Source organism: Nereida sp. NH-UV-3, from assembly GCF_042939535.1.
Lineage (GTDB): Bacteria > Pseudomonadota > Alphaproteobacteria > Rhodobacterales > Rhodobacteraceae > Nereida > Nereida ignava.
The window spans coordinates 1,667,706-1,693,510 of the sequence record NZ_CP132157.1 but is presented as its reverse complement, the minus strand read 5'-3'; the positions used below and the strand labels follow the sequence as shown (position 1 = coordinate 1,693,510).

25 protein-coding genes and 1 pseudogene are annotated in these 25,805 nt (G+C 51.8%); 5 read left to right on the top strand and 21 right to left on the bottom strand.

Translation table 11 applies throughout. The annotated features are described in order from the left end of the window. Positions 1 to 42: 42 nt before the first annotated feature. The 9 genes from gyrB to mutM all read right to left on the bottom strand — a co-directional run bounded on the left by gyrB (position 43) and on the right by mutM (position 9,713). Positions 43 to 2,457, bottom strand: coding sequence for a DNA topoisomerase (ATP-hydrolyzing) subunit B (gyrB, locus tag NeNHUV3_RS08360; protein WP_341247636.1), 2,415 nt, complete (start codon positions 2,455 to 2,457; stop codon positions 43 to 45). Between the two features lie 77 nt (positions 2,458 to 2,534). Beyond that, the gene (locus tag NeNHUV3_RS08355) at positions 2,535 to 3,155 is read right to left on the bottom strand and encodes a LysE family translocator (protein WP_391480870.1); all 621 of its coding nucleotides are present in this window, start codon (positions 3,153 to 3,155) and stop codon (positions 2,535 to 2,537) included. Further along, entirely contained in the window at positions 3,152 to 3,568 is a 417-nt protein-coding gene (locus NeNHUV3_RS08350; RefSeq protein WP_391480869.1) for a VOC family protein, read from the bottom strand. Before NeNHUV3_RS08350 ends, NeNHUV3_RS08355 begins: the two co-directional genes overlap by 4 nt. A gap of 16 nt (positions 3,569 to 3,584) precedes the next feature. Beyond that, complete coding sequence (recF, locus tag NeNHUV3_RS08345) at positions 3,585 to 4,682, bottom strand: DNA replication/repair protein RecF (RefSeq protein ID WP_391480868.1); 1,098 nt, start codon at positions 4,680 to 4,682, stop codon at positions 3,585 to 3,587. Continuing rightward, positions 4,679 to 5,797 carry a DNA polymerase III subunit beta gene (gene dnaN / locus NeNHUV3_RS08340; RefSeq protein ID WP_391480867.1) on the bottom strand — a complete coding sequence of 373 codons (1,119 nt, stop codon included), beginning with the start codon at positions 5,795 to 5,797 and terminating at the stop codon, positions 4,679 to 4,681. Before dnaN ends, recF begins: the two co-directional genes overlap by 4 nt. A gap of 93 nt (positions 5,798 to 5,890) precedes the next feature. After that, positions 5,891 to 7,240: a chromosomal replication initiator protein DnaA gene (gene dnaA / locus NeNHUV3_RS08335; RefSeq protein WP_391480866.1), complete on the bottom strand. Its 1,350-nt coding sequence runs from the start codon at positions 7,238 to 7,240 to the stop codon at positions 5,891 to 5,893. Between the two features lie 430 nt (positions 7,241 to 7,670). Then, positions 7,671 to 7,934 (bottom strand): 30S ribosomal protein S20, encoded by a 264-nt coding sequence (rpsT, locus tag NeNHUV3_RS08330; protein ID WP_048598610.1) that lies wholly within the window; start codon positions 7,932 to 7,934, stop codon positions 7,671 to 7,673. Between the two features lie 86 nt (positions 7,935 to 8,020). Continuing rightward, the gene (locus tag NeNHUV3_RS08325; protein WP_391480865.1) at positions 8,021 to 8,797 is read right to left on the bottom strand and encodes an enoyl-CoA hydratase-related protein; all 777 of its coding nucleotides are present in this window, start codon (positions 8,795 to 8,797) and stop codon (positions 8,021 to 8,023) included. A gap of 64 nt (positions 8,798 to 8,861) precedes the next feature. Then, positions 8,862 to 9,713, bottom strand: coding sequence for a bifunctional DNA-formamidopyrimidine glycosylase/DNA-(apurinic or apyrimidinic site) lyase (mutM, locus tag NeNHUV3_RS08320; RefSeq protein WP_391480864.1), 852 nt, complete (start codon positions 9,711 to 9,713; stop codon positions 8,862 to 8,864). 91 nt (positions 9,714 to 9,804) lie between these two features. Between mutM and ubiE the strand changes: the two genes are divergently transcribed. Beyond that, on the top strand, positions 9,805 to 10,557 hold the full coding sequence (ubiE, locus tag NeNHUV3_RS08315) for a bifunctional demethylmenaquinone methyltransferase/2-methoxy-6-polyprenyl-1,4-benzoquinol methylase UbiE (RefSeq protein ID WP_391480863.1): 753 nt from the start codon (positions 9,805 to 9,807) through the stop codon (positions 10,555 to 10,557). Between the two features lies 1 nt (position 10,558). Beyond that, positions 10,559 to 12,100 (top strand): 2-polyprenylphenol 6-hydroxylase, encoded by a 1,542-nt coding sequence (gene ubiB, locus NeNHUV3_RS08310; RefSeq protein ID WP_391480862.1) that lies wholly within the window; start codon positions 10,559 to 10,561, stop codon positions 12,098 to 12,100. Here the strand turns inward: ubiB and NeNHUV3_RS08305 are convergent. Further along, entirely contained in the window at positions 12,097 to 12,765 is a 669-nt protein-coding gene (locus NeNHUV3_RS08305) for a flagellar hook capping FlgD N-terminal domain-containing protein (protein ID WP_391480861.1), read from the bottom strand. The genes ubiB and NeNHUV3_RS08305 overlap by 4 nt on opposite strands. 8 nt (positions 12,766 to 12,773) lie before the next feature. After that, positions 12,774 to 14,084 carry a flagellar hook-length control protein FliK gene (locus tag NeNHUV3_RS08300; RefSeq protein ID WP_391480860.1) on the bottom strand — a complete coding sequence of 437 codons (1,311 nt, stop codon included), beginning with the start codon at positions 14,082 to 14,084 and terminating at the stop codon, positions 12,774 to 12,776. 164 nt (positions 14,085 to 14,248) lie between these two features. On the opposite strand from NeNHUV3_RS08300, the gene NeNHUV3_RS08295 reads away from it, so the two are divergent. Both NeNHUV3_RS08295 and NeNHUV3_RS08290 read left to right on the top strand, forming a co-directional pair. Further along, entirely contained in the window at positions 14,249 to 14,533 is a 285-nt protein-coding gene (locus NeNHUV3_RS08295; protein ID WP_391483220.1) for a rod-binding protein, read from the top strand. Beyond that, entirely contained in the window at positions 14,530 to 14,865 is a 336-nt protein-coding gene (locus NeNHUV3_RS08290; RefSeq protein ID WP_391480859.1) for a hypothetical protein, read from the top strand. The genes NeNHUV3_RS08295 and NeNHUV3_RS08290 overlap by 4 nt, the downstream gene beginning before the upstream one ends. Positions 14,866 to 15,064: 199 nt before the next feature. On the opposite strand, the pseudogene NeNHUV3_RS08285 reads toward NeNHUV3_RS08290, so the two are convergent. Further along, positions 15,065 to 15,154: pseudogene (locus NeNHUV3_RS08285) on the bottom strand (chemotaxis protein MotB); the annotation flags it as partial. Positions 15,155 to 15,340: 186 nt separating this feature from the next. On the opposite strand from NeNHUV3_RS08285, the gene NeNHUV3_RS08280 reads away from it, so the two are divergent. Next, positions 15,341 to 15,856, top strand: coding sequence for a YHS domain-containing (seleno)protein (locus NeNHUV3_RS08280; protein WP_391480858.1), 516 nt, complete (start codon positions 15,341 to 15,343; stop codon positions 15,854 to 15,856). Between the two features lie 86 nt (positions 15,857 to 15,942). On the opposite strand, the gene NeNHUV3_RS08275 is transcribed toward NeNHUV3_RS08280, so the two are convergent. The 9 genes from NeNHUV3_RS08275 to iolD form a co-directional block, all read right to left on the bottom strand. Then, positions 15,943 to 16,695 carry a hypothetical protein gene (locus tag NeNHUV3_RS08275; RefSeq protein WP_391480857.1) on the bottom strand — a complete coding sequence of 251 codons (753 nt, stop codon included), beginning with the start codon at positions 16,693 to 16,695 and terminating at the stop codon, positions 15,943 to 15,945. A 95-nt stretch (positions 16,696 to 16,790) separates the two neighbouring features. Continuing rightward, complete coding sequence (locus NeNHUV3_RS08270) at positions 16,791 to 17,216, bottom strand: hypothetical protein (protein WP_391480856.1); 426 nt, start codon at positions 17,214 to 17,216, stop codon at positions 16,791 to 16,793. Positions 17,217 to 17,326: 110 nt separating this feature from the next. After that, entirely contained in the window at positions 17,327 to 18,547 is a 1,221-nt protein-coding gene (locus NeNHUV3_RS08265) for a CaiB/BaiF CoA transferase family protein (protein WP_391480855.1), read from the bottom strand. Next, a complete protein-coding gene (locus NeNHUV3_RS08260; RefSeq protein ID WP_391480854.1) occupies positions 18,531 to 20,138 on the bottom strand; it encodes a thiamine pyrophosphate-binding protein in 1,608 nt (535 codons plus the stop codon). Before NeNHUV3_RS08260 ends, NeNHUV3_RS08265 begins: the two co-directional genes overlap by 17 nt. A 73-nt stretch (positions 20,139 to 20,211) precedes the next feature. Beyond that, positions 20,212 to 21,204: an inositol 2-dehydrogenase gene (iolG, locus tag NeNHUV3_RS08255; protein ID WP_391480853.1), complete on the bottom strand. Its 993-nt coding sequence runs from the start codon at positions 21,202 to 21,204 to the stop codon at positions 20,212 to 20,214. Between the two features lie 3 nt (positions 21,205 to 21,207). Beyond that, on the bottom strand, positions 21,208 to 22,035 hold the full coding sequence (locus tag NeNHUV3_RS08250; RefSeq protein WP_391480852.1) for a class II fructose-bisphosphate aldolase: 828 nt from the start codon (positions 22,033 to 22,035) through the stop codon (positions 21,208 to 21,210). Further along, the gene (locus NeNHUV3_RS08245) at positions 22,032 to 22,874 is read right to left on the bottom strand and encodes a 5-deoxy-glucuronate isomerase (protein ID WP_391480851.1); all 843 of its coding nucleotides are present in this window, start codon (positions 22,872 to 22,874) and stop codon (positions 22,032 to 22,034) included. Before NeNHUV3_RS08245 ends, NeNHUV3_RS08250 begins: the two co-directional genes overlap by 4 nt. Positions 22,875 to 22,886: 12 nt before the next feature. Continuing rightward, the gene (gene iolC / locus NeNHUV3_RS08240; RefSeq protein WP_391480850.1) at positions 22,887 to 23,876 is read right to left on the bottom strand and encodes a 5-dehydro-2-deoxygluconokinase; all 990 of its coding nucleotides are present in this window, start codon (positions 23,874 to 23,876) and stop codon (positions 22,887 to 22,889) included. Beyond that, positions 23,876 to 25,789, bottom strand: coding sequence for a 3D-(3,5/4)-trihydroxycyclohexane-1,2-dione acylhydrolase (decyclizing) (iolD, locus tag NeNHUV3_RS08235; RefSeq protein ID WP_391483218.1), 1,914 nt, complete (start codon positions 25,787 to 25,789; stop codon positions 23,876 to 23,878). Before iolD ends, iolC begins: the two co-directional genes overlap by 1 nt. Positions 25,790 to 25,805 lie beyond the last annotated feature (16 nt).

Here is a 25,805-nt window from a genome sequence, read left to right as displayed (position 1 = left end):
TCAACAAAGCTACGCCATCAATGTTTAGGTCATGTAGACGGATCAGAAATCGAGGTTTTCAACTGACAATGCGTTGTTCTGAATAAAGTCGCGACGCGGCTCAACAACATCGCCCATCAGCTTGGTAAAGATATCATCGGCATCCGCCACATCTTCGATTTTGACCTGCAAAAGTGTCCGCGCGTCGGGGTCCAGAGTTGTTTCCCAAAGCTGATCCGGGTTCATCTCACCCAGACCTTTGTAGCGCTGCAGCGACAGACCTTTTTCGCCTTCCTCAAGGACAGCAGTCAACAGATCAAGAGGCCCGTAAATTGGAACAGTACGGTCTTTGCGATACAGCTTGGCCGGCAGGCTATACACCTCTTGAAGTGCTTCGGTCATGGTACCTGTCCGCCGCGATTCACCGCTGCGCAGCATAGGTCCGTCCAGAACCCGCGCTTCTTCAACACCGCGTAAAATTCGGGTCAAACGCATGCCCTTGTCTTGGGTTGGGCGGCCCGTCCAGCCGCGCTCATACTCAAGCGCAATCAGGTTCAAACGCTCTGCAACTTTGTCGGCAACACCCTGCAAATCGGCGTCCAAAACGCCCGGCACAAAAGCCCCTGCGATCGCAGCTTGCTCAAGAATATGGCGCGGATAATGGGTTGGGAATGCCTCCAGCACTCGGCGCATTTGACGTGCATCTTCGACGACACGGCGCAAATCTTGGCCTGAAATCTCTTCACCCGATTGCAACTGCAAAACAGCACCGTCGATCCCTTGATCAATGAGGTAATCATCCATCGCCGCTTGGTCTTTTAGGTAAACTTCGGACTTACCGCGTGCCACTTTGTAAAGCGGCGGTTGCGCAATATAGAGGTAACCTTTTTCGATTAGCTCGGGCATTTGACGGAAGAAGAACGTCAACAAAAGCGTCCGAATATGGGCACCATCGACGTCCGCATCGGTCATGATGACGATTTTGTGGTAGCGCAGTTTTTCAATGTTGAACTCGTCACGGCCAATGCCAGTACCAAGCGCCATCACAAGGTTACCAATCTCTTGGCTGCCAAGCATGCGATCAAAACGCGCGCGCTCAACGTTCAAAATCTTACCTTTCAAGGGCAAAATCGCCTGCGTTTGACGGTCACGACCAGTCTGTGCTGAGCCCCCCGCAGAGTCACCCTCGACAAGGAAAACTTCAGTTTTTGACGGGTCTTTTTCTGAACAGTCTTTCAGTTTACCCGCAAGGAAGTTTACATCCATAGCCGTCTTGCGACGCGTCAGTTCGCGGGCTTTGCGCGCAGCCTCACGCGCCATTGCCGCCTCAATGATTTTGCCGACAACGATCTTGGCCTCATTGGGGTTCTCGCCAAACCACTCAAGAAGTTTCTCTCCAACAAGGCTTTCAACCGCGGGACGGACTTCGGACGAAACAAGTTTGTCTTTGGTTTGGCTAGAGAATTTCGGATCGGGCACTTTTACCGACAACACACATGTCAGTCCTTCACGGGCATCATCACCCGTAAAGTTCACCTTTTCACGTTTGGCGATGCCTGTATCTTGGGCATATTTTTGAATGGTCCTCGTCAACGCACTACGGAAACCCGCCATGTGGGTGCCGCCATCGCGCTGCGGAATGTTGTTGGTGAATGGTAGCACATTCTCATGATAGCTGTCGTTCCACCACATCGCGACTTCAACGCCGATGTCGTCTTTTTCACCCTTAACGTAGATTGGCGTATCCATCACAGAAGACTTTGAGCGATCCAGATACTTAACGAATTCCTTCACACCACCGTCGTAAAACAACTCACTCTTCAATTCTTCTGCAGGACGCTCATCAACCAAAATGATCCGCACGCCTGAGTTCAAGAACGCCAGTTCGCGCAAACGCTTTTCGAGTGTTTCAAAACTGTAATCAAGATTGCTGAACGTCTCCAGTGACGAAAGAAAACGCACCTCAGTACCTGTCTCGTCAGAGGGGCCGACCCGCTCAAGGTGTTTGACTGTATCGCCGCGCTCAAACCGTGCGATGTGCTCGGACCCATCACGCCAAACGCGCAACTCGAGCCAGTCCGACAACGCATTTACAACTGACACACCGACGCCGTGAAGGCCGCCAGAAACCTTGTAGGAATTGCTGTCAAACTTACCGCCTGCGTGCAGCTGTGTCATGATGACTTCTGCTGCAGAAACGCCTTCCTCTTCGTGCATTCCAACAGGAATGCCGCGCCCGTTATCACGCACTGAAATGCTCGAGTCACCGTGAATTGTAACCGTGACATAATCCGCATGACCGGCCAGCGCCTCGTCAATGCCGTTATCAACGACTTCGTAAACCATGTGGTGTAAACCAGAACCGTCATCGGTATCACCGATATACATTCCAGGGCGCTTACGAACAGCCTCTAACCCCTTGAGAACCTTAATAGAATCGGCACCGTATTCTTGCGGCGTGACTGGCGTGTCGGACATGCGATTGTAACCTCGTATTTTCACACTTTTATACGAGGTTTAGCGCTGATTGTCACGCCTCACCGCTATATTTTGCGTCAGGTAAACGGAATGACCAACCCAACCAAAATCAGCAATACTCCACTGGTCAGATTGATCCGTTTTAGACCTGTTTTGGAGGTTAAAACTGGGCGGATCCGCTCGACAAATACGGCCAAAATCATGTTGCCTGTCAGCGGAACAACAAACGACAATGTACAAATCATCAACGCATCGCGCCAAGTTACCTGCGTCAGATCAAAGAACCCCGGCAAGACGCCAACATAGAACAAGATCGCCTTGGGATTGCCGATGATCACCGCAATACCCGCCACAAACCCAGCCATCATGCCGGGTCGGGTTAACCTACTGTCTGAGCCAAGGGCGCGGTCAGAATTACGGATCAGCGAGTATCCCATAACGAAAAATATGATCGAAGCCGCATATCGCAGGACGATCATAAATTCCTCAAACTGAGTGACAAAGACGGACACGCCGAAAATGGCCACGATTGGCCACAGGAAGTCACCCAAAGCCACACCAAGGGCGAGCGGCCAAGCGGACTGGAACCCACCAGATAACCCACGGGCAATCAAAGCAACCCAAACGGGTCCGGGCGTCATGAACAAGACAAGCAACGAACCTGCATAAAGAAGCGCGCCCGCCAAATCGATGGTCATGCAATGTGTCCTTCGTCGTTCAGCGGCCAAAACGGATTACACGCAACTTCCCAAATATGGCCATCTGGATCAGCAAAAGCCCCAGAATAGCCACCCCAAAAGATAGCCGCTGGTTTCTTCACGGGTTTGGCACCTGCGCTTAATGCCAAGTCATACGCCGCATCGACTTCGGCCTCGGTTGGGTAGTTTTGAGACAGATTTGACGCACCGCGCCCCAAATCCTCGATGCTCAAATCAAGATCTTCAGCCATTTTCCTAAGACTATAGAGCCCGAACTTAGCGCCGCCGATATCGTAGAAGGCCACATCATCCGTCGCCTCTTCTTGCACCCAACCAAGCGCCGCATAGAAAGCTTTCGACACAGCCAAATCGGCGACACCTAAAGTGATTAATGTAACTCTATTTGCCTGCACTGCACCCACTCCATCACTAAACACTCACTTGGCGAACCGTATCCGCGTCAACTTCAAGGTACGTGGCCCGCTGACCCAATGCATCAAACAAATGGGGTTCTGTCCCCGTCATCCACGCCTGCGCACCCAAGGCAGTAATTTCATCATAAAGCGCCGCGCGACGCCCTGCATCAAGGTGTGCCGCAACTTCATCCAACAACAGTAGAGGCGGCGCACCAACATTTGCAATAAGCGCCCGCGCATTTGCTAAGATCAGCGAGATCAGCAGCGCTTTCTGCTCGCCTGTTGAACAATCTCGCGCAGGAACGTCTTTGACCGCATAAACAGCATCAAGATCGCTACGATGGGGACCCACCAGCGTACGACCTGCCCGTAAATCTTGTGCACGGCTGACTTGCAGTGCTTGCAACAAGTCATCCTCGTCGCCAATCGGCGCGCCCTCAACCTCCAACAACGACAACTTCGCTGTCGGAAAACTTGTCTGCGCCGCTCCCTGTGCAGCCGTCAACTTCATGACCGCATCACGCCGATTGCGCATAATGGCCATACCGCTATCCGCCATCTTCAATTCAAGCGCGCGGTACCAATGCGGATCCTGCACCATGTCCTTCAGAAGGCGGTTCCGCTCGCGCATAGCTTTTTCATATGACAGGGTTGCTTCCGCATGGGTCGGGTGGAAGCTCATGGCCATGCGGTCCAGAAAACGACGTCGCCCATCTGCGCCCTCAATCCAAAGACGGTCCATCGCAGGGATCAACCACAACACCCGTGCAATCTGTCCAAGCGCTATCTGAGTGGACGCTTTACCATCGATTTTAACTTGACGGGCAGCGTGATCTTTTGACCACGTCTCTACTTCATAACTTTGACCGGAAGCAGATAGTTCACCCGCCACCTTCCAGCCCAATGCCTCTGGACGGCGGGTCATGGCTTCGGCAGATGCCCGGCGTAAACCACGCCCTGGCGACAGCAAGCTTACCGCTTCAATCAGGTTGGTTTTTCCGGCACCGTTTGCGCCAAATATTGCCACAGGCCGCGCATCACACTCAACGACAGCGCGTTTGTGCGATCTAAAATGGGACAGGCTCAGACGTGAAAGATGAAGTCCACTCACACGCGCATCGGCATGACGACGTAAATCGCCGATTGATCATTGCCTTCGCGCATCAGCGTGGGATCACCCGCTGAATTGAACAAGAAGACAGCATTTTCGCGGTCTACCTGGCTGGCGATTTCAAGCAAATATTTAGCGTTGAAGCCAATCTCAAGACGCTCATCCCCGTATGCAACAGCGAGCTCTTCTTCGGCGGCACCCGCATCGGGGGCGTTCACTGACAGAACCAAACGGTCTTCATCAAGCTGAAGTTTCACAGCACGGCTGCGCTCGGAGGATACAGTTGCGACACGGTCGACAGCCTTTGCAAAGTCCGCCGCGTCGACTTCCATCTTACGCGTATTTCCCTGTGGGATAACGCGCGTGTAATCAGGGAACGTACCGTCAATAACTTTGGATGTCAGCGTAATCGCAGGTGTCGCAAACCGGATTTTTGTCTCTGAGACCGAAACGGCGATCTGAACTTCATCATCATCCAGAAGTTTACGCAGTTCATTAACAGTTTTGCGCGGCACGATAACGCCAGCCATGCCAGACGCGCCCTCCGGCATATCCGCATCAATTCGCGCCAGACGGTGACCGTCAGTTGCGACTGCACGCAGCACATGGCCCCCATCACTGTCTGCGATATGCAGGTAAACGCCATTCAAATAATACCGTGTTTCTTCGGTGCTAATCGCGAACTTTGATTTATCAAACAAACGGCGCAGCACGGGTGACGAAGCGCCAAAATTCGTTTGATACTCAGACGACGCCATGACCGGAAAGTCTTCTTTCGGGAGGGTCGCAAGATTAAAATTGGAGCGTCCAGCTTCAACGGTCAATCGGCCAGCGGCACTGTCATCCGTCAAAGTAACCATAGCACCGTCCGGCAATTTGCGGACGATCTCATGCAATGTCACGGCAGACACAGTTGTCGCGCCAGCGCGCTCAACCATGGCATCCGCTTTATCAACAACCTCGATATCGAGATCGGTCGCACGGAAAGAAACGCTGTTTCCCTCAGCCTCGATCAAAACATTCGCAAGGATCGGAATTGTATTGCGCCGCTCAACAACCGATTGCGCTTGGCTCACTGCTTTCAAAAGCGTGGCCCGTTCAATGCTGAGTTTCATCGACTCACTCCTGCCGCCAATTCTAACCGCACTAAGCACGGTGCTAGGACGGGCAGATTACCTCATAACAGGCTCGCAGCAAGTGCTTTTCTGCTACGCTTCCAGAGTACGGCGCAGCATTTCCAGATCATCAGCAATATGGCTATCAATCTGACAAAGCTCTGTGATTTTCTTAACCCCGTGCATCACTGTTGTGTGGTCACGGCCACCAAACTTGCGTCCGATTTCAGGCAACGAACGTTGTGTCATGGTCTTGGCCAAGAACATCGCCACCTGACGAGGCCGCGCAAAAGCACGCAGGCGTTTGGGCCCCACCAAATCGGATTGGCGAAGATTATAATGATCACAAACGACGCGCTGGATTTCTTCGATGCTTACTTTGCGATCACTTTCGCGAAGAGTATCTGTCAAGCACTCTTGCACCAACTCAAGATCAACAGGGCGGCCCACAAGATGAGCAAAGGCGAACAACCGTGTTAGCGCGCCCTCAAGAACGCGGACGTTCTTTGAGATACGGTGCGCCAAAAACTCTAGCACGTCATCGTTGATTTTCACGTCAGGGTAGGAAGCGCCGTACATCTCGGCCTTGGATTGTAAAATACCAAGACGCAGCTCAAAGTTCGTGGGGTGTAAGTCCACAATCAGACCTGACTGAAGACGGGACTTGATCCGCTCTTCAAGGTCTTTGATTTCACCTGGGGCACGGTCTGCAGAAATAATGATCTGTTTATTGGCACTGATCAACGCGTTGAAGGTATGAAAGAACTCTTCCTGTGTGCTGTCTTTGCCCGCGATAAACTGCACGTCGTCAATCATCAGAATATCAACGGAATGCAGCATGGCCTTAAAATCCATGGTTTTCCGGCTGCGGATCGCTTGGATGAAACGGTACATGAATTGATCAGCTGATAAATACAGCACGCGTTTCTCAGGCTGACGGGTTTGCAACTCATGGGCGATCGCATGCATCAAGTGGGTCTTACCCAGACCTACGCCACCATATAAAAAAAGTGGGTTAAACGTAACATCGCCGCCTTCAGCGACACGGCGCGCAGCGGCATGAGCCAACTCGTTTGGCTTGCCCACAACAAAAGTATCAAACGTGAATTGAGAGTTAAGCGGGTTGCCCTGCATGTCCATTTTTGGCGCTGCGGCAACGGCGCGAGACGTAGGTGTAGGAGCAGGGGTGGCGCGAGGGGCACCGCGGCTAACTTGAAAATTCAGGCGATCAGCCTGCAAGCCGTTCATGTTCAGCTGGTACAGAATGGCATCTGCATAGTTGGATTGGACGTAGTTGCCCATAAAAGCAGTTGGAACAGTGAGGGCTGCAACACCATCGTCAAAACTGGCAAAACCGATCGGCTCGATCCAGGTTTTATAATTGTTTTGACCGACAGTCTGCGCCAGCGCTTCTTGCGCCATACCCCACGTTTGCTTCGTCATTCCATTCTGCCCCTTCATTTTTCCAAGCAAGCGCCTCCCACAAGCGCTCACACAGCAACTACTATCAAAACAAAGCTACGCCGTTCGCGAGAACAACGCCCTCGCGGCATGCCTAACTGCGTTTCGGTTGATGAAGGACACGCACATACGACGTATGTGGCAAAGCAGAGCAAAGCCCCACTTTTTCTACGCTACTGACACCTAAATCCGCTGCTAATTGTGCAACGTAAGGTCTTTGTCAGATGCGCTGTCCCCCCAGACAGTGAATCGCTGGACTAGTAGTAGCGCCCGAAAACCAGTGCTTTCAATAAGCCTTTAATATTGACAGCGCGTAATTCGAAAAAGAATCTATCGCATGATCTCATTAGTTATTTGAAAACAAAAAAGGCGCCCCAGAGGACGCCTTTCAAATCAATGTAGGATAAGGTACTTACGCGATTGCTTTAACGCGTGCGTTCAGGCGAGATACCTTACGTGCCACAGTATTCTTGTGGAAAATGCCTTTAGTAACACCGCGCATCAGCTTTGGCTGCGCGACTTTCAGAGCTTCAGCAGCTGCTGTCTGGTCACCAGAAGCAATTGCTTCTTCAACACGGCGCAAGAAAGTACGGATGTTCGTACGGCGTGCTTTGTTTACGGCTGCGCGACGTTCGTTTTGACGGGCGCGTTTTTTTGCTTGTGGCGTATTGGCCATGGATCTTCGTTCCCTTCAAGGGTTCGGTTAAAACTAGAAGCCGCTACTTAGGACCGAGTCGCCTTCAAGTCAACAGGGTTATCGTTCTATTTGTCTCGGAATTGGGCTTCGCGCTTTTCAATAAACGCCTCCATCCCTTCTTTTTGATCTTCGGTCGAAAACAAGGCCTGGAAGAGAGACCGCTCATAGGCACAGCCCGCAGACAAAGACATTTCATCAGCTGCATGCACCGCTTGCTTGGCCGAGGTCACCGCTAATTGGGATTTATCAGCAATCTTAGCCGCTATACTTAGTGCCTCATCAAGTAGCTTTTTGGCGGGCACCTTACGGCTGACAAGGCCAGAAACCAAAGCTTCATCCGCATCCATAAAGCGTCCTGTTAGATGCATATCCATCGATTTTGAACGCCCTACCAACCGCGTCAAACGCTGTGTACCGCCGATGCCCGCGACGACACCAAGGTTGATTTCAGGCTGACCAAACTTTGCAGTATCAGCGGCAATAATGAAATCGCACATCATAGCCAACTCACAGCCTCCTCCCAAACAATAGCCCGCAACCGCGGCGATGATTGGTTTGCGAACCTGCAAAAACTGCTGGGTTTCGGGACCAAAGAAATTACTGACGTACATATCGACAAAAGATTTATCGGCCATTTCAGTAATATCAGCGCCAGCCGCAAAGGCTTTGTCGGACCCGGTCAGAACGATGCAGCGTACTTTTTCATTGTTATCAGCAAGCGCCACAGCAGCGGCTAATTCACGAAGTAATTGACCGTTCAACGCATTCATCGCCTCAGGGCGATCAAGTTTGATTAGTGCAATTCGATCTTCGATCGTGACGTTGATCGTTTCATAAGCCATGAAATTTTAAGCCCCATTGTTTCCCGAATTGTAACCGCTAAAACCTTAACCAACCTCGATCAAGCTATCTTTGACATTTCGGGCAATAGAACGACGAACGTCCAGATTGAACGATGCGAGTGATTTTGCCGGTGCAGTCCTCGGTCACACAAGGCGCATCTTCGCGTCCATACGCACGGAACGTATGCTGAAAATATCCAAGCTCTCCATCGGCTTGCCGATAATCGCGCAGAGATGATCCACCTGCCTCGATCGCCTCGCTCAACACATCACGAATAATCGGAACCAAGCTTTCAATCCGCTTTTTGGATAGATTAGAGGCCCTGCGTGTGGGTGAGATTTTTGCGCGGTGAAGGACTTCACAGACGTAAATGTTGCCCAAACCCGCAACAACACGCTGGTCAAGAAGTACTGTTTTAATCGGCGACGCACGATTCTTGATGGCTTGCACTAAATAGGATTCGTTGAACCCGTTACCAAAAGGTTCAGGTCCAATTGATGACACCAGCCAGTGATCTTCAAGGGTCGCTGTTTCGCCCAAATCCATGTGTCCAAAACGGCGCGCATCATTGAAAGTGACACGCGCACCATTCTCCATATTTAGAACGACATGGTCATGCTTTTGTGGCGCGGGGTGCTCATGAACGAATTCACCCACCGCAACGCCACTGATCAGCATACGACCAGACATTCCAAGGTGAATAATAAGTGTCTCACCACTATCGAGGTCCGCCAGAATATATTTTGACCGGCGCCGCAGCGCAGTAACCGTGGCACCAGTCAACCGATCCGCCATATTTTCAGGCAGCATCCAGCGAAGATTTGGACGATTTACTGCCGCATCCGCAATCTTCACGCCTTCCATTGCCGGCAATAATCCGCGACGAACGGTTTCGACTTCTGGTAATTCTGGCATTTCACTCCATCTCCCTGACAGGTGGACGCATTGTAACCACCAAATAGCAGCCTATAAGAACAAGTGCCGCAGCAAGGAAAAGACAAGCCCCATGGCCAAAAATACTGAAAAAACAACGCATTTTGGCTTTGAGACTGTCCCAGAGGGCGAGAAGGCTGGCCGCGTTCAGGGAGTCTTTACGAATGTTGCGAGTAAATACGACATCATGAACGACGTGATGAGCGTTGGAATTCACCGCGTCTGGAAAGATGCGATGATGGATTGGCTTGCACCGCGTGCAGGACAACGACTTTTGGATGTTGCTGGTGGTACTGGTGATATTTCATTCAAATTTTTAGGGCGCGCAGGCAGTGGGCACGCGACAGTTCTTGATATTACCGAATCTATGCTGGTCGAAGGGCGTCAGCGCGCTGAAGCTAACGACATGGCCAAGCAGTTGGATTGGGCTGTCGGGGACGCAATGGCGCTTCCCTTCAAGGATAACACCTTTGACGTCTACACAATCAGCTTCGGCATCCGAAACGTCACCCGCCCACAAGAGGCGCTAAATGAAGCGTATCGGGTCCTAAAACCTGGTGGTCGCCTTATGGTTTTAGAATTTAGCCAGCTCCCAAATCCGATGATGCAAAAAGCGTATGACTTGTATTCGTTCAACGTCATCCCACGCATGGGCAAACTGATTGCTAATGATGCTGACAGCTACCAATACCTTGTGGAATCGATCCGACAATTCCCTGATCAGGAAACCTTCCTATCGATGGTCAAGTCAGCAGGGTTTGAGAACGCAAGTTACCGCAATCTAAGCCTTGGCATCGCGGCCCTGCACTCTGGGTGGAAGATTTAAAATGCGCGGGCCTCACAACATTATTCGCCTCATCCGCATGGGTGCCACGCTGGAACGCACGGGCGGGATGAACGTTGTTCTCGACGCGTTTCAAGCCCCTGCCTCACTGCGTATTGTGGCTAAATTGCTGGGCTGGCCGTTCAAGTGGCTGGGTCTCAAAGGCGATCCTGAAATGCCGTCGGCGGTACGCGCACTGGTTGCTCTTGGGCCGGCGTATATCAAGTTTGGACAGGTGCTTTCTACACGCCCCGACGTGGTGGGCGATGAGTTGGCAATCCAACTGCGGGTGCTTCAGGACAAGCTACCACCGTTCTCGATTGAGCAAGCGAAGGCGATGGTTCGAACAGAGCTTGAGCGCCCCGTTGAAGAGGTTTTCTCAACATTTTCGGAACCTGTCGCAGCGGCTTCTATTGCTCAAGTGCACAAAGCGCATTTGGCAGAAACGGGCGAAGCCGTTGCAGTCAAAGTTCTCCGCCCGGGCATTGAAAAGCGTTTCGGCAAAGACATTGATGCATTCTATTTTGCGGCCCGTATGGTGGAAATTTTTGCACCTGGTGCGCGCAGACTGCGCCCCCGTGAGGTCATTGAACACTTTGAAGGTGTCGTCCGCGGAGAGCTCGATTTTCGTCTTGAAAGCAGTGCCGCAGGAGAGTTTGCGGCAACCACAAAAAACGATCAAGGCTTTACAGTTCCGCAGGTCAAATGGGAGCACTCCTCCCGCCGCGTCATGACCCTTGGCTGGGTTGACGGCATTCCGGCCGGCGATGTGGACGCTATTGACGCGGCCGGCCATGACCGCCACGCCTTAGGTGAGCGGGTATTACAACTCTTTTTACAACATGCTTTGCGTGATGGGTATTTTCACGCCGATATGCATCAAGGCAACCTGAAGATTAACGCCGAGGGTGAGATCGTTGCGTATGACTTCGGCATTATGGGTCGTATCGATGAATATACCCGCCGCGTTTATGCCGAGATTCTGTTCGGCTTTATCCGCAAAGATTATCGGAGGGTCGCTGAGGTACATTTTGAGGCGGGGTACGTTCCTGCTGACAGAGACATTGATGAGTTTGCACAGGCGTTGCGTGCAGTTGGTGAACCCATTTTTGGGATGGACGCTACGCGCATATCGATGGGTCGACTTCTCAACTACCTGTTTGAGGTAACAGAGCGCTTTGGCATGGAAACGCGAACCGAGCTGATTCTGCTGCAGCGCACTATGGTCGTTGTTGAGGGGGTCGCGCGGACGCTGAACCCTCACATCAATATTTGGCAAGTATCTCAACCGATTGTTGAGGATTACATCAAACAAAGCATTGGACCAAAGGCGCTTGCCCGCGATTTATTCAAGACGGCACGTGTTCTTGCCCGCTTTGGTCCCAAGCTACCGCAACTCGCTGAGGCCGCGCTAATTGCGCAGACAAACTCAGAGAGCGGTGAGGGCGAAGGAAAGCGCACTTACCTTGGCCCGCTTTTATGGGCGTCTACCGGTGGTGTAATTGCACTCGCGGCAGCGGCAGCAGTGATGGTATTTCTAGCTTAAGCCGCGTTTGGCTCGCGAATTGCGCGGACTGCGCCTGCATCAACGACAGTCCCGCCACGCAGTACTAAATACGTGCCACCCTCTTGGTTGCGCGCCTCCGTTACAGGAACATAGACTTCCGCAGGCTTGGTATCCAAAACATCACCATTCTGCTGGCTCTCAATTTCGAACGCGTAAAGCCCTTTGGGCAGTTCAATATTATCAGAACCGCGTCCGTCCCACTCTAGTGTCGCCTCAGTCACTGGAATCTCACGGCGGTCAACCGTAGCGCCTGATTGATCTCTAACAACCAAAAAAGCGCGATCTGCTGTTGTGACTGGACTGGCTGCGACCGAAATTGCGGCACCAACAAAAGAGGCAGGGGCTGCAACGCGCGCCTCCATGCCAACCCAATTGGCCAGTTCAGCCATCCCCATTTGACCAAACTGCGCGTTCAGCGCCTCAAGCAAATCATTCGTTTTTGTCTGCTGCTCAACGGCCGAAAATTGCGCAAGCTGCGTTGCGTAATCTTCAGATTTAATCGGGTCTAGCGGATCTTGGTTTTCAACCTGAGTCGTCAGCATTTTTAAAAACGTATCAAAATCTGAGTTGATCACACGATCAGAGCCGGACCCAGAACCTGACCCATAGGCAGGTTGGATTGTTGGCGTTGGGAGAACGTTCATATGGGCACCTATAATCTAATGTCTAATTGTGAAGTTCGAAGCAAACTTGGCCTAACGGGGACATCCACCTCGGACGCAGCATCAGTACTGTGAATGCGAGAGCCGCTGCCGCCACGTTCATTCGGCGTGTCTGACCCGCCCCCTGAAAAATCAAAGCTAGCCATGCCAAATCCAGCGCTCTGAAACTCTTGGCTCAGATCTTCGATGTGACGTTTCATCAGCTCCAACACCTCGGGGCGCTCAACTGAAAGCACGACCATCATGCCCGCTTCAGTTGGTGAAAATGACATACGCACACGCCCCAATTCCGCAGGGTTGAGCGTTATCTCAGTGGTTCCATCCGACGCATTGCGCGTCGCTTCGCTGATCTGTCGTGCAATATTCAACGGCAGGTTTTGAGGTGTCGCGGCCGGTAAAATCTGTTTTGCATCGACAGGCGACAGCGTTGAGGCGCTAATGGCTGCGGGCGCAAATTCTGCGAATTCATCAGCAAACTGAGGTGCCATACTTTGTGCTTCAGTAACTACGGAAGCCAAGAGTGAAGGCGCGTTTGAAGGCAAGTTAGCTGGCGAAGATGGTGTTTGGTGTGTTTCCTGCTTCATCGCTTCAATTTGCTCTGATTTGGGCGTCAGGCTACCTACTTCTTCACTTGCTTTAAGGTCGGCACCTTCAGTGCTCCGAACAGCTTCAACATTTATTGGATTTTCCGAAGTATACTGTTTTTGTATTTCACCCTGCTTCACAGGCTTTGAAGGCTGTAAAGCCCACTCAACAGACTGAGTCTGATCCAACGAACCAGATTCAGCTTGGACCAACTGTTGTTGCGTTGCTGCGTTCAGAGGTGATTGCTGCGCGGCTAATGGAACTAAGGCCAAGTCAGTGACCGGACTACTATTCTTGGGCACGTCAGCAATAACCCCTCCCACGCCTACTGCGAATCGCAAAGCTTCGGGCGGCGGAATTGCAATTGCCACATCACTCTTGATTGCCACATCACTCTTGATCGTTACAGCCGCGTCATCGCCGACGACTACCTCTGGCTGCACGCCAACGCTTCTATGCGAACTCGCTTCTGTTTCTATCATTGAAATGTCAGAAGGACTTATTTCTACACCAGAAACCACTATCTGACTTGTGCCTACCAAACCCATCTCTAATTGGGCCGAGGCTGGCGTCAAAAGCGCATCCAAACCCACCGCCTCCGGAAAGGCAGGCTCATTCCCATCCAGCTCTGGCATATCAGCATCAGCTTCAACCTCGAGCAGGCTGCCAAACTCAAACCGCGCTTCGCCCATCGGCAAAGCTGATGCTTTTTTCATTAGGTCACCTGAGGCCGTCGGTAGTACGGAATGAAGCTGTGTGTGCATTTCTTGCCCTTAGAAGTTCGTTCTGAACCACTGCAGATAAACGCTAAATGGTTACGACATCTTTACGATTGTCGATCAAACAAGGTGAAAGTTCTGACAATTTGAAAGGTATGTTGATGGAAATTTCATCTAGCGCGTCACGTATGAATAGTGCGCCCCCCAAATTAGATGATCCACTTTGGCAGGCCGCCGTCGATCTTGAGGCCAGCTTTTTGTCTGAGATGCTAAAATCAGCCGGCTTGGGGAAAACATCAGAGGCATTTGGCGGCGGTGGAGGCGAAGACCAATTCCAGTCACTCCTCATAAAGGAGCAAGCAAACGCCATGGCTCGGTCAGGCGGAATTGGATTGGCCGAACAGGTTTTTAACAGTCTGAAAAAGAGTGAGGCACAGCAAAAATGAAGCCAGTATTGCAGGATCTATACGATGCGTTCGAAACCGAACGCCGTGCTTTGTTGAGCCACAACTTTGCAGAGCTTGATGAGATTATTCCCATCAAGACTGCGCTCATTGAGCGACTAAACAATCAGACAGAAAATCCAAAATTATTAGCGCAAATCAGAGAAAGCAGCATGTCAAACGCACGCATCCTCAAGGCTTCACAGCGCGGGATTGAAATGGCGATAAGGCGCGTTTCACAACTTCGAAAAGCGAGTTCAGGTTCAACAGTATACGGGCCAAAAGGAACGACACGGACTATTGGCGCCTCATTTACGGCACCTCAGAATAGATAATAAAATTTACGTAAAATCAGATAGATAAAGAGATATGGAATTAAGCACTCGTTAGCAAATCTCGCACCATTCTGGCGATGCATCTCATGATGGGGTGGCATGGTTTGATGACAGCCATTTGGTCCAGAAGGCTGACACGTTGGGGCGACCCGGCATAACTCGCCGTGTAAAATGCGGCGCAAACGAGAGAGTGGCACATGGCAACTTTCCAAGCGCCGCCATGGTGACCACCACCACTGATAACCTTTTTACGTTTGATGATGACCGGCGCCATGTTTTGCGCAGCCATACTCACCACCTTTTCTTTCACCCAAGGCATCTCTTAAGCGATACAGCTTACCGAGGGCTTAACACCTAAATTTGTAGCTAAATGATGATCACAAATGCGCTGTAAGGATCACGAACCAGAGAGCCTCTCTATTCAACGAGACTGTTTTCTGCATCAGTGCGATTAGTAATCTTAGGTAAGTGTCTCATGAAAAAATTTATTCTATTCGCAGCCGCCGCGCTTAGCTCATCCACCGCTTTTGCAGGGCCCCAGTATATTGATGAAACGAGTTTTGCTGTCTCCGGGCATGACGTTTTAGCGTATTTCGGACTTGAGCAATCAGCAGTCGGAGCACCGCAACCCAAAGCGGTTGCAGGCAAAATAGAGATCACAGCCGACTATAATGGTGCGACTTTCGCATTCTCTAACGCAGCCAACCGTGATGCATTTTTGGCTAACCCCGCAAAGTATATCCCACAATTTGATGGGCATTGCGCCTACGGGGTGGCCACGGGCGGCAAGGTGCCAGCAAACCCCAATTTATGGCGTATTGTGGATGGCAAACTGCACCTCAATATCACCGAAAATGTTGTCTCATTTTGGGAAGAAGACATTACGCAAAACATTAGTTTGGCGAACAGTAATTGGAATGATCTTGAACCCAAACGCGCCTCTAAACGTACAATTCCAAGTTATACATCTAACGCCCCAACGGTGGACTGAACAAAGGGTATTTCGCTGCCAACTCGGGGAGCTTTTGACCAAATCCATGGACATAAAGCCGAACGCGAAACCGCAAACACCCGGGATTACTCAGCTGCAACAACCTGAGGCACGTCAGACAGCAAAGAAGCTTTGATGGCCACTCTTTGAGACCCAGCGAGCCGAACAACTTCAGGCTCAATTAGCGAGTTGGGGCTATCCAAGCGCAGCGGTCTGAGGCCCCGCCCCGCGACTTTTACTCCGCTTAGTTTGGACAATATAACGGCCCCAAGTAAGCTGAGCGCGATGGGGAGCAGCCAAAGTGACAACCCACCCAAAATAATGCCGGTGGTCATCAACAACCCCACCAACGTTTCGATCCAGTGAAAGCGAAACATCTCAGACCATGTGTAGCCAATAGCATTCCGCCGCTGCGGGGACCATTCATTCGATCTACCAAGCAAGGCACGAAAAACAGAGAGTGTTTGCTGCACCATTAAGACAGGTGCAAAAAGGATTGAACAGATCACCTCGAACAACGCCGTTGCCCAGAACTGCATCAAGCCGCCATAGCTTGCGCGAATTTCTGGCCTCATCCCACAGACCAGAACTCCCAAAAACTTTGGAAACAGCAACATCGCGTAAATAATCGCCAAAAACGCAAACCCGCTAATTTCACTAACCATAGGCCACATGGGTTGCAGCGGGTTAGACAAGCTAAAATACTCTACCTGGCCGATCGGCATTTGTGGAATGAACGACCAGATAAGGATCAACGCAAACCACGCCGGAGAGAGCAAAAACGCAACTGCACCTTGCAGCAAATGAAACCGCGACACTGGATGGAAATCCCGTGCCATCAGGATGCGCAAATGCTGTAGATTTCCCTGACACCATCGGCGGTCCCGCAGGGCGTAATCAATCAAAGTCTCGGGCGTTTGCTCAAAACTCTCTGCTAAACTTCTCTCACAATAAACCGAATTGCGTGGATAACCTTCATTGTGAACGTATCAGCCGGACTTAACACAAGTGCCTTTTCAAGCGTTGAAATTGCACCAATTGCGCTGCCAGAAACCCAAATATCTAACGCCTCGCACCACAAAGTTTCGCGGCGATTGGCCCCGCCCAAGCGCAACTTTTCCTGCGCCGTGGTATTTGCCTGATGCCCGACTTCAGTGATCTCGCGCCGTCCCATCATCATGGAAAAGAGCCCACGGACAGCATGCCCCATAGCAAAATCGGGTTCTGCCGTTAGCACAGCCTTCAGGTGTTTTGGCGCCGTAGTGCCATGGGACAAGAATGCTTTGATCAGGCCATTCCAGTCCCTAACGGCTTGTGCATCAGTCAGGGTCACTTGGCATTGGCAGATATCATAGGTCATCGTTACGTCCCGTGGGGTCACTACTTGTATGACTTTGGTCGTAACGGGCTAAGGCATCACACACACTTCACGTACACGCGACATTACGAAAGCGTGATTTGTATCGTCCATTAATCAGGGGAGTGCGGCTCTTTGGGGGGATTTTGGCCAAACCTACGCTCAATCTGGTCTGTATCTTGGCCAAACCGCGGAGGTGGACGACGATATGTTACAGGTGTCTTGGAAAATTTTAGTGGATTGCCAAGAAGTCGGACTTCGCCTTGGGCCGTGTCTTCGTGGGTCATAGCCACCACAGCACCGCGCGCATTTGCCTGATCCGTCGAAAGGGCTTGGCCGACAGTATGAATAGGCCCTGCCGGCACTTTTACCTCGCGCAGCCGCGAAAGGATATCGTCCATAGTTAGGGCCTGAAAACGCGCCTGAATTGCAGCCGTCAGCGCGATACGATTTTCAATGCGCAGCGAATTCGTCACAAAACGCGCATCACCGCTTAATTCATCCAAACCAACAGCAGAGCAAAACCGCCCAAACTGCCCATCATTTCCAACAGCCAAAATCACATGGCCATCTGCGCACGGAAAAACGTCGTAAGGAACAATATTTGGGTGCGCGTTACCGCGACGTTTAGGCAGATCACCAGAGGCCAAAAAGTTAGTCCCCTCATTGATCAGCCATGCCATCTGACTGTCTACCAACGACAAATCGATATGCTGTCCTTCGCCTGTTGCATCGCGGTGTCGCAATGCCGCCAAAACACCAATAGTCGCATACATCCCGCACATCACATCAGTAATACCAACTCCAACTTTCATCGGTGTACCATCGGGTTCACCTGTCAGTGACATTATCCCGCCATAGCCCTGCGCCATCAGATCATAGCCCGGCTGATCGCGGTTTGGACCAGTCTGCCCGAAGCCCGAAATCGAGCAATACACAAGGCGTGGATGGCGCTTTGTCAGTGTCGCAAAATCGAGGCCATATTTCTCAAGGCCGCCAGGTTTATAGTTCTCGATCACAACGTCCGCCTGCGATGCAATTGCCGTTATAAGTTGCTGCCCCTCTGGGCTACTCAGATCCGCAGCTACAGAATATTTGTTGCGATTGGCAGCCATGAAATAGGCACTAAGATCTTGCTCACCGTCTGTTGTTTGCGCGTAGGGCGGCCCCCATGCGCGGGTATCATCACCATTGGTTTTCGGGTTTTCGATCTTGATAACGGTCGCGCCCAAATCACCCAAAAGTTGGGTCGCCGTTGGACCTGCCAAAATGCGAGTTAAATCGAGAACGACAAGGCCGTCTAATGCACCTTTTGGTTCAGATACGGCCATCATAGGCGCCTTTCTCAATCTCTACTGCTATGACCGTGAATGTGTCAGCCATTTGCGCTGTGTTCAACGCCTCGGTCAATTCGTTAGTACTGCGGACACAATGGCCAGCCCCGCCAAACGCGCGGGCAATCGCTGCAAAGTCTGATCTGCCAAAATCGACACCACAATTCTTCATCTGTCGGCCTCGCTGTTTCAATTCAATCAACGCAAGGCTGGCATCAACAAAGACAACAAAAATAGTTTTTAGTCCAAGGCCAGCTGCAGTTGCCAATTCACCGGCCACCATCAAAAAGCCAGCATCGCCCGAAAATGACACGACAGTTCTATCAGGTTCAACAATGCTTTGGCCCATTGCCAAAGGCACCGCACAGCCCATCGTACACAGTCCTGACGACTGAACTAACGCACGCGGAAACTCACACTGCCACATTTGCGACAGCAGAATCCTGTGGGCGCCACTGTCGGCTGAGGCCAATGTATCAGTCGGCAACACACGCTGGCACGTGGCAATCGCGGCCGCTGGACCCCACTCGGGTTCAGGCGCAAAAACGTTAGCTAAATCGGCCTTCACCTGCGCCAAACGCCCATCCGGCCAGTTTGCTTCAGAATACGCAGGGATCAATTCAGACGCTGTCTCACGACAACTCCCCACCACATTATAACTGGCGTGATGCATATAGTGGTGATTGGGCACAGCGGTGACGTCGATCACAGTTTGATGCGACAAATCCCATGGGTTTTGCCAACCAGCCCGCATTTCGATCGGATCATACCCAAGACACAAAATAACATCGGCCTCTGCGACCAAAGGCAATAAAATCTCGTCCGCAAGAGGTGATAGGCCGGCACCGCCCATAGCGAGTTTATGGCTTTCAGGTACAACGCCTTTGGCCTTGTAAGTAGTAATTATCGGCGCGCCGAGCCGCTCTGCTATTGCGGTAATTTCAGCACCAGCATCTTGCGCCACTGCATCAACACCGGCGACAATGAGAGGCCGCTTAGCGCATGACAATATTTCGCGAAGCAACGCAACATCAGACGGCACAACAGGCATCGCGGGTGGTCGCAACTCACCCTCTCCCGAGGCATCTTGATCCGCAACAGAAATAGGTACGTCGATGTGGACGGGGCCCTGTTGCCCCTCCATACACATTGAGACTGCTTTATCTGCAATTACGTGGGCAGAAGCCGCGCTAAGCGTGAATGAGTCCTTGGTAATCGCACTGAAAACTGCAGGCTGATCCAGAACTTGGTGGGTGTAAGTATGTGCCATGTCCGCATCCACACAACCCGTTAGAACAATCATCGGCACACGATCTTGGCGGGCATTCTCAACCACATTCACCCCGTTAAGCGCACCGGGACCGACTGTTGAAACCAGAATACCGGGTGCACCTGTCCGGTGATACGTCCCCTCAGCCATGAAGCCTGCTGCGTTTTCATGACGCGCCAACACGAAAGTAATCCCAGCGTTTTCCAAGGCATCAACAAGGGTGAGAACCTCGCCGCCCGGGATGCCAAACGCATAGCGGCATCCAGCAAGATAAAGACGGCGCGCCAACACATCGGCGGCGCGCAAGGTTGGATCAGGCATTTTGAGACTCCGTGCTCTGCATTCGATCAGAGCCTAGAGCGACCCCAAGGGCAAGCGTCAACTAACCATTAAGTTACCAGCTTAGCTGACGTGGTTGTCCATCCCGCGCAGACGCGTCTGCGGCATCAGCCATCATTTGGGCTTTCAAGCCGTCAAGACCAGTGGGTGTCATTTCCGCACCATCAACCAAAACAGATACGAAATGCTCCATCTCTGCACGGTAAGCGGCTGCGTAGCGTTCAAGGAAGAACGCCTCAGTTGGGGCGCGGCAGAAACCGTCACCGGTGGCCAATTCTACAGTCGTCTCAAGTTGATTATCAGCGCGCAGCATACCTTTTTCACCGTGCACTTCGATCCGCTGATCATAGCCATAGCTCGCGCGGCGCGAGTTACTGATCTGACAAAGCTTACCACTCGCCGTTTTAAGCGTAACCACAGCAGTATCAAAGTCACCCGCCGCACCAATTTCAGGGTCTACTAAACAAGATCCGGATGCGTGCAATTCGACAGGCTCTTCTCCCAACAAGAACCGCGCCATATCTAAATCATGGATCATCATATCCCTGAAGATACCGCCTGACGTCTTGATGTAGCCAATGGGCGGGGGCGCAGGGTCACGAGACAAAATTGTCACCAACTCTACGTTTCCAATCACCTGATCCTGCAGCTGAGAGCGTAATTGTGCAAAGTTAGGGTCGAAACGCCTGTTAAACGCCGTCATGAAGGGCACATCTGCTTTCTCAACAGCAGCCAGGCATTCCTTGATCCGGTCTACCGACAAATCCACGGGCTTTTCACAAAAGATGGCCTTACCGGCGGCGGCAGCTTGATGGATCAGGTCATAATGAGTCGTCGTTGGCGTACCAATCACAACTGCATCAATAGAAGGGTCAGCAATAATTTCATCGCTACTCATCACTTGGGCGCCTGTCTCTTTTGCCAGCGCTTCGGCAGCCGCGGGAATAAAATCTGACACGGCCGCGGCTCGTGCTGTGCTCATCCCACGAAGCGTTCGGCCATGCACAACGCCAATGCGGCCAGCACCCAAAAGACCAATATTTATCATATTTTACCCCTTCAACGCCGACAAAACCTGCCGTGCGGCGGCAACCATCGGATCATGTGTTTCTTTAAGAATTTCGACACGGTCGAACCGGTTTGGATCGGAATCTACTGCATCGCGCATCGCGGTCCCGAACGCCATACGCAACTCGGTTCCGATGTTATACTTACAAATGTTTGTCTCGCGAGCCAACTTTTTGCGCTGCGCCACCGGAACACCCGAACCGCCATGAATGACCAATGGAACATCTGTAAGCTGCTGAATTTGCGCTATCCGCGCCTCATCAAGCCCACCCTCTTTGTCTTGCTGAAGGTGCACGTTACCAACAGATATCGCCATGGCATCGACACCTGTCTCACGGGCAAACTGTTCCGCCTCCATAGGGTCTGTTCCAGCGGAATTTGCGCCATTTGCATAGCCAACAAACCCAATTTCACCCTCACATGAGACACCTGCCCGGTGCGCCAACTCTACGATCTCGGCGGTTTGAGCAATGTTATCGGCAAGCGCCAGCTTCGAGCCATCGAACATCACCGACGTAAAGCCGCTATCAATCGCAAGCTCGCATTCGTCTTTGGTGTATCCATGGTCAAGATGCGCCACCACGGGCACAGAAGAACCCTCAGCTAAATAGCGAAACATCTTACCCAAAATCGGAAGCGGCGTGTGCGCACGGCACCCGGGGCCTGCTTGTAAAATAACAGGGCAATTCTCAGCCTCAGCCGCAGCGACGAACGCACGCATATCTTCCCAACCCAAAGTCACCAGACCAGCAACAGCGTACCCACCTGACTTGGCGGGACCCAGAACGTCTGCCAAGGTTGCGAGTGTCATTTGAACTTCGCAATCATGTCTTTAATGCCTGGAATAGTCTCTAACTGATCCGCATGGGATGGCTGGAAGTACTGCACGAGACTGCGCTGTGTAAGCCCACCAAGGATAGTGAAGTAATACATTTCGTATCCAGGCAAAACGGCACAGGGGTGGTAGCCTTTGTCAATCATCACCGTGGAGCCATCAACAAGATGGTACGCATCCCCCGATTTACCATCTTCACGCTGAAGCATCTGAACGCCTGAACCGTGATTTGGCTTAAACCGGAAGTTATAAGTTTCATCGTGCCGCGTTTCTTGGGGCAGACGGTCCGTATCATGCTTATGACTTGGGAAGCCTGACCACCCGCCCGCACCGACGGTAAACAACTCGGACACAAGCAGACGCCCCACCTTATCATGGTATTTTGTGCCAAGAATGTGTTTGATTTTGCGGTGGGTTTTGGTCTCGTCACTTCCGTACTGAACAAAGTCCAACTCCGCTTCGCGGACCGTAAATGCCTCAAGCACCTTGTCATACTTGGCGCCAGCCACAAAAACTTCGGCTTCATCAGTGGTGCACACCATTGTCGCCTTGGCTGCCGTTGGCACGTAGACACCCTCTGGCTCTCCGTCCCAAACATCTTCGGTGCGCTTTCCAAGGCTATCCGCTTTGAACCCTTCGATATCTACATCAACTGTACCGGTGGCCGGAACGATACAAGTCTCATAGCCCGGGACCGAATATTCAAACGCCTGCCCTTTTTTTAGCTTTACGATGTTGAAATAATTCAACGGGACCAACGGATCACCTACATCGACGATTGGTTTATTCGCGTTATCAAATGGAGCAATATGCATTAGGGCGATCCTTTAATTTGAACCCACGGGTGTAGGGCCCGGGTGAGAAGCGAGGAATTTTTCAAGCGTATCACTGTCCGCCATAGCGGGCGCGCATCCGGGTTTAGACACTGTAATTGACGCGCAAGCAGAGCCCCGCATGATTGAGGTATGAAGCGAATGACCGTTCGCAATTGAAGTTAGGAAACCCGCCATGAAGCTGTCTCCGGCACCCGTTGGCTTCAACGCGTCAACAGGGTAAATACCGGTCGTAATCTCTTCCTTACCTGCAAAAGTCACAGCGCCCTGCGCACCCATTTTGTAAACAACGATTTGAGCGCTATCGGCGGCTAACGCACGTGCTTTGCCAAGGCCCTTTTCGATAGAGCCAGCCATAAACCCAAACTCTTCATCGTTGCCGACAATTACATCACTCATCGCGGCGGCTTTGGATAGAACATCGGACGCAACTTGAGCCGAAGGCCATGAATAGGGTCGATAATCGACATCGAAAATAACTGGGATGCCTTCTGCGCGCGCCATTTCAAAGGCTTTAAATGTGGCGCTTCGAGACGGCTCCGCGGCAAAGACCGTTCCCGCGGTAATCAGGGCGCTGAACTTAGTGAAGTCAACGGCCTCTACATCAGCCTCGGACATCTCAAAATCAGCGGCGCCGTTTCGATAGATCACCGACTGGTGCCCCTCGACTCTACTTTCATAGACAGCCAATGAGTTCCGGAACTCACCACCAACCGGCGTTACATACTCTGTCCCAACACCGTAAGTCTGCAGCTGCTTCACGCAGTAGCGACCGATGCTGTCATCAGAAACGCGCGTAACCAGAGACGCCCTACCTCCCAACTTGCAGATGCCAGCTGCAATATTGGCCGAACTGCCTCCCAAAGCGACAGTCATGGCTTGCGCATCTTCGGTCGCCGTCCCGGGCGGGTCTGGATAAAGATCCATTCCTGCGCGGCCGATCACAACAAAGTTGTTGCCTTTGATGCCCTCAATCACATCCATTAGAAGCCCTTTCTTTGGCGACTACGGCCCGCTTCAGTTTCAAGATGGGCCCCACGCACGCTGGCATTTTGCGTTACATGCGGCGTGCCGACCTCCCACCATATGTGCCCTTCGGTAGTCCAACCATCGTAGGCATCCACCTTCATAGAAATAACATAAGTCTGATCTGCAGCCTTAGCGCGCGCAAATGCAGCAGCAAGTTCAGCAGGATTAGACACTGTTTCAGCCAATGCACCCATCGACTTTGCATGGGCTTCAAAATCGACACCAACTTGGTTTTTCGCTGTCGGTGTATCACTGATCAGGTTGTTAAAGCTTTCGTTGCCAGTGTTATTCTGAAGTTTGTTGATCACCGCAAAACCGCCGTTATCCAAAACCATAATGATCAGTTTTTTATCCGTCAGCACCGATGAATAGATATCAGAATTCATCAACAGGTATGAGCCGTCACCCGTAAATACGATTGTGTCGCTGTCAGGTTCGTTTTCGGATTGGGCAATACGCGCACCCCACCCACCGGCGATTTCATATCCCATACACGAAAAACCAAACTCAACATCAACAGTACCGATATCGAGCGTTTTCCAATTTGCTGTGACCTCAGCCGGCAAGCCACCTGCCGCTGCAACGATCCGGTCACGTGGGCTGCAATTATCATTGATGACGCCAATGGCTTGGGCGTAAGACGCAGGACCATTCCCGATCCGCGTGTTTTCGGCAACGTACGTGTTCCACTTTGCACGCTCTGCTTTCGCAAAATCAGACCAAGAAGAAGGGGCGCTGAAACCATCCAGCGCACCGGACAAATCATCCAAGGCCAGTTTTGCGTCGCCGACTACAGTCATCGACATATGTTTGGCCGCGTCGTGCCGCGCTGCGTTCATCCCGATAATCTTTGCATCAGGTGAAAACGCCGTCCAAGAGCCTGTTGTGAAGTCTTGTAACCGCGTCCCAACGGCCACAATAACGTCTGCCTTCTCCGCAATTGCATTGGCGGAATTTGAACCCGTCACCCCCAAAGGACCAATGTTTAGCGGGTGGCCATTCAGTAAATTTGCGCGGCCAGCAATGGTCTCAACAACGGGAATGTTATGAGCTTCGGCAAAGCGAGTAAGTTCCGCGACAGCGCCAGAATATTGCACACCACCGCCTGCGATGAGCATTGGCTGACGCGCGGTGCTAAGCAAACGAGCAGCATCGGCAATCTCGTCAGCATCTGCTTTTTGGCGCCGGATGCGATGCACCCGAGGCTCAAAGAACGAAAGAGGATAGTCATACGTCCAGCCTTGCACATCTTGCGGTAGACCGATGAATGCGGGGCCACAATCTGCGGGGTCGAGCATAGTGTTCAAAGCAGCCGGCAGTGACTGAATAATCTGTGCGGGATGCGTGATCCGATCCCAAAAACGCGAAACAGCCTTGAACGCATCATTCACACCAAACGTGGGATTTCCGTAATGCTCAAGCTGCTGCAAAACGGGGTCGGGCAAACGCGTCAGAAAAGCATCGCCACACAACAGCAGCATAGGCAGACGGTTTGCATGCGCCAATGCGGCAGATGTCAGCAAGTTTGACGTACCGGGCCCAGCTGATGCTGTGCAGAACATGAAACGGCGACGTAAATGGGTCTTGGCATATGCCGCTGCAGCAAACCCCATACCCTGCTCATTTTGACCGCGGTAAAGGGGTAGCTCGTCTTGATGATCATAAAGCGCTTCACCCAAGCACGTCACATTACCATGCCCAAAGATGCCAAACCCACCACCACAAACGCGCGTTTTTTTGCCATCAATCTCAATGAACTGCGCAGCAAGATAGCGGACAATCGCCTGTGCCGTGGTAAGTGTTACTGTATCGGTAGATTGTCCCAAATCGCCCTCCAGAGGATGTAAGTTTTCTACTGCGCACAACATTGCTGTTGACCAGCGA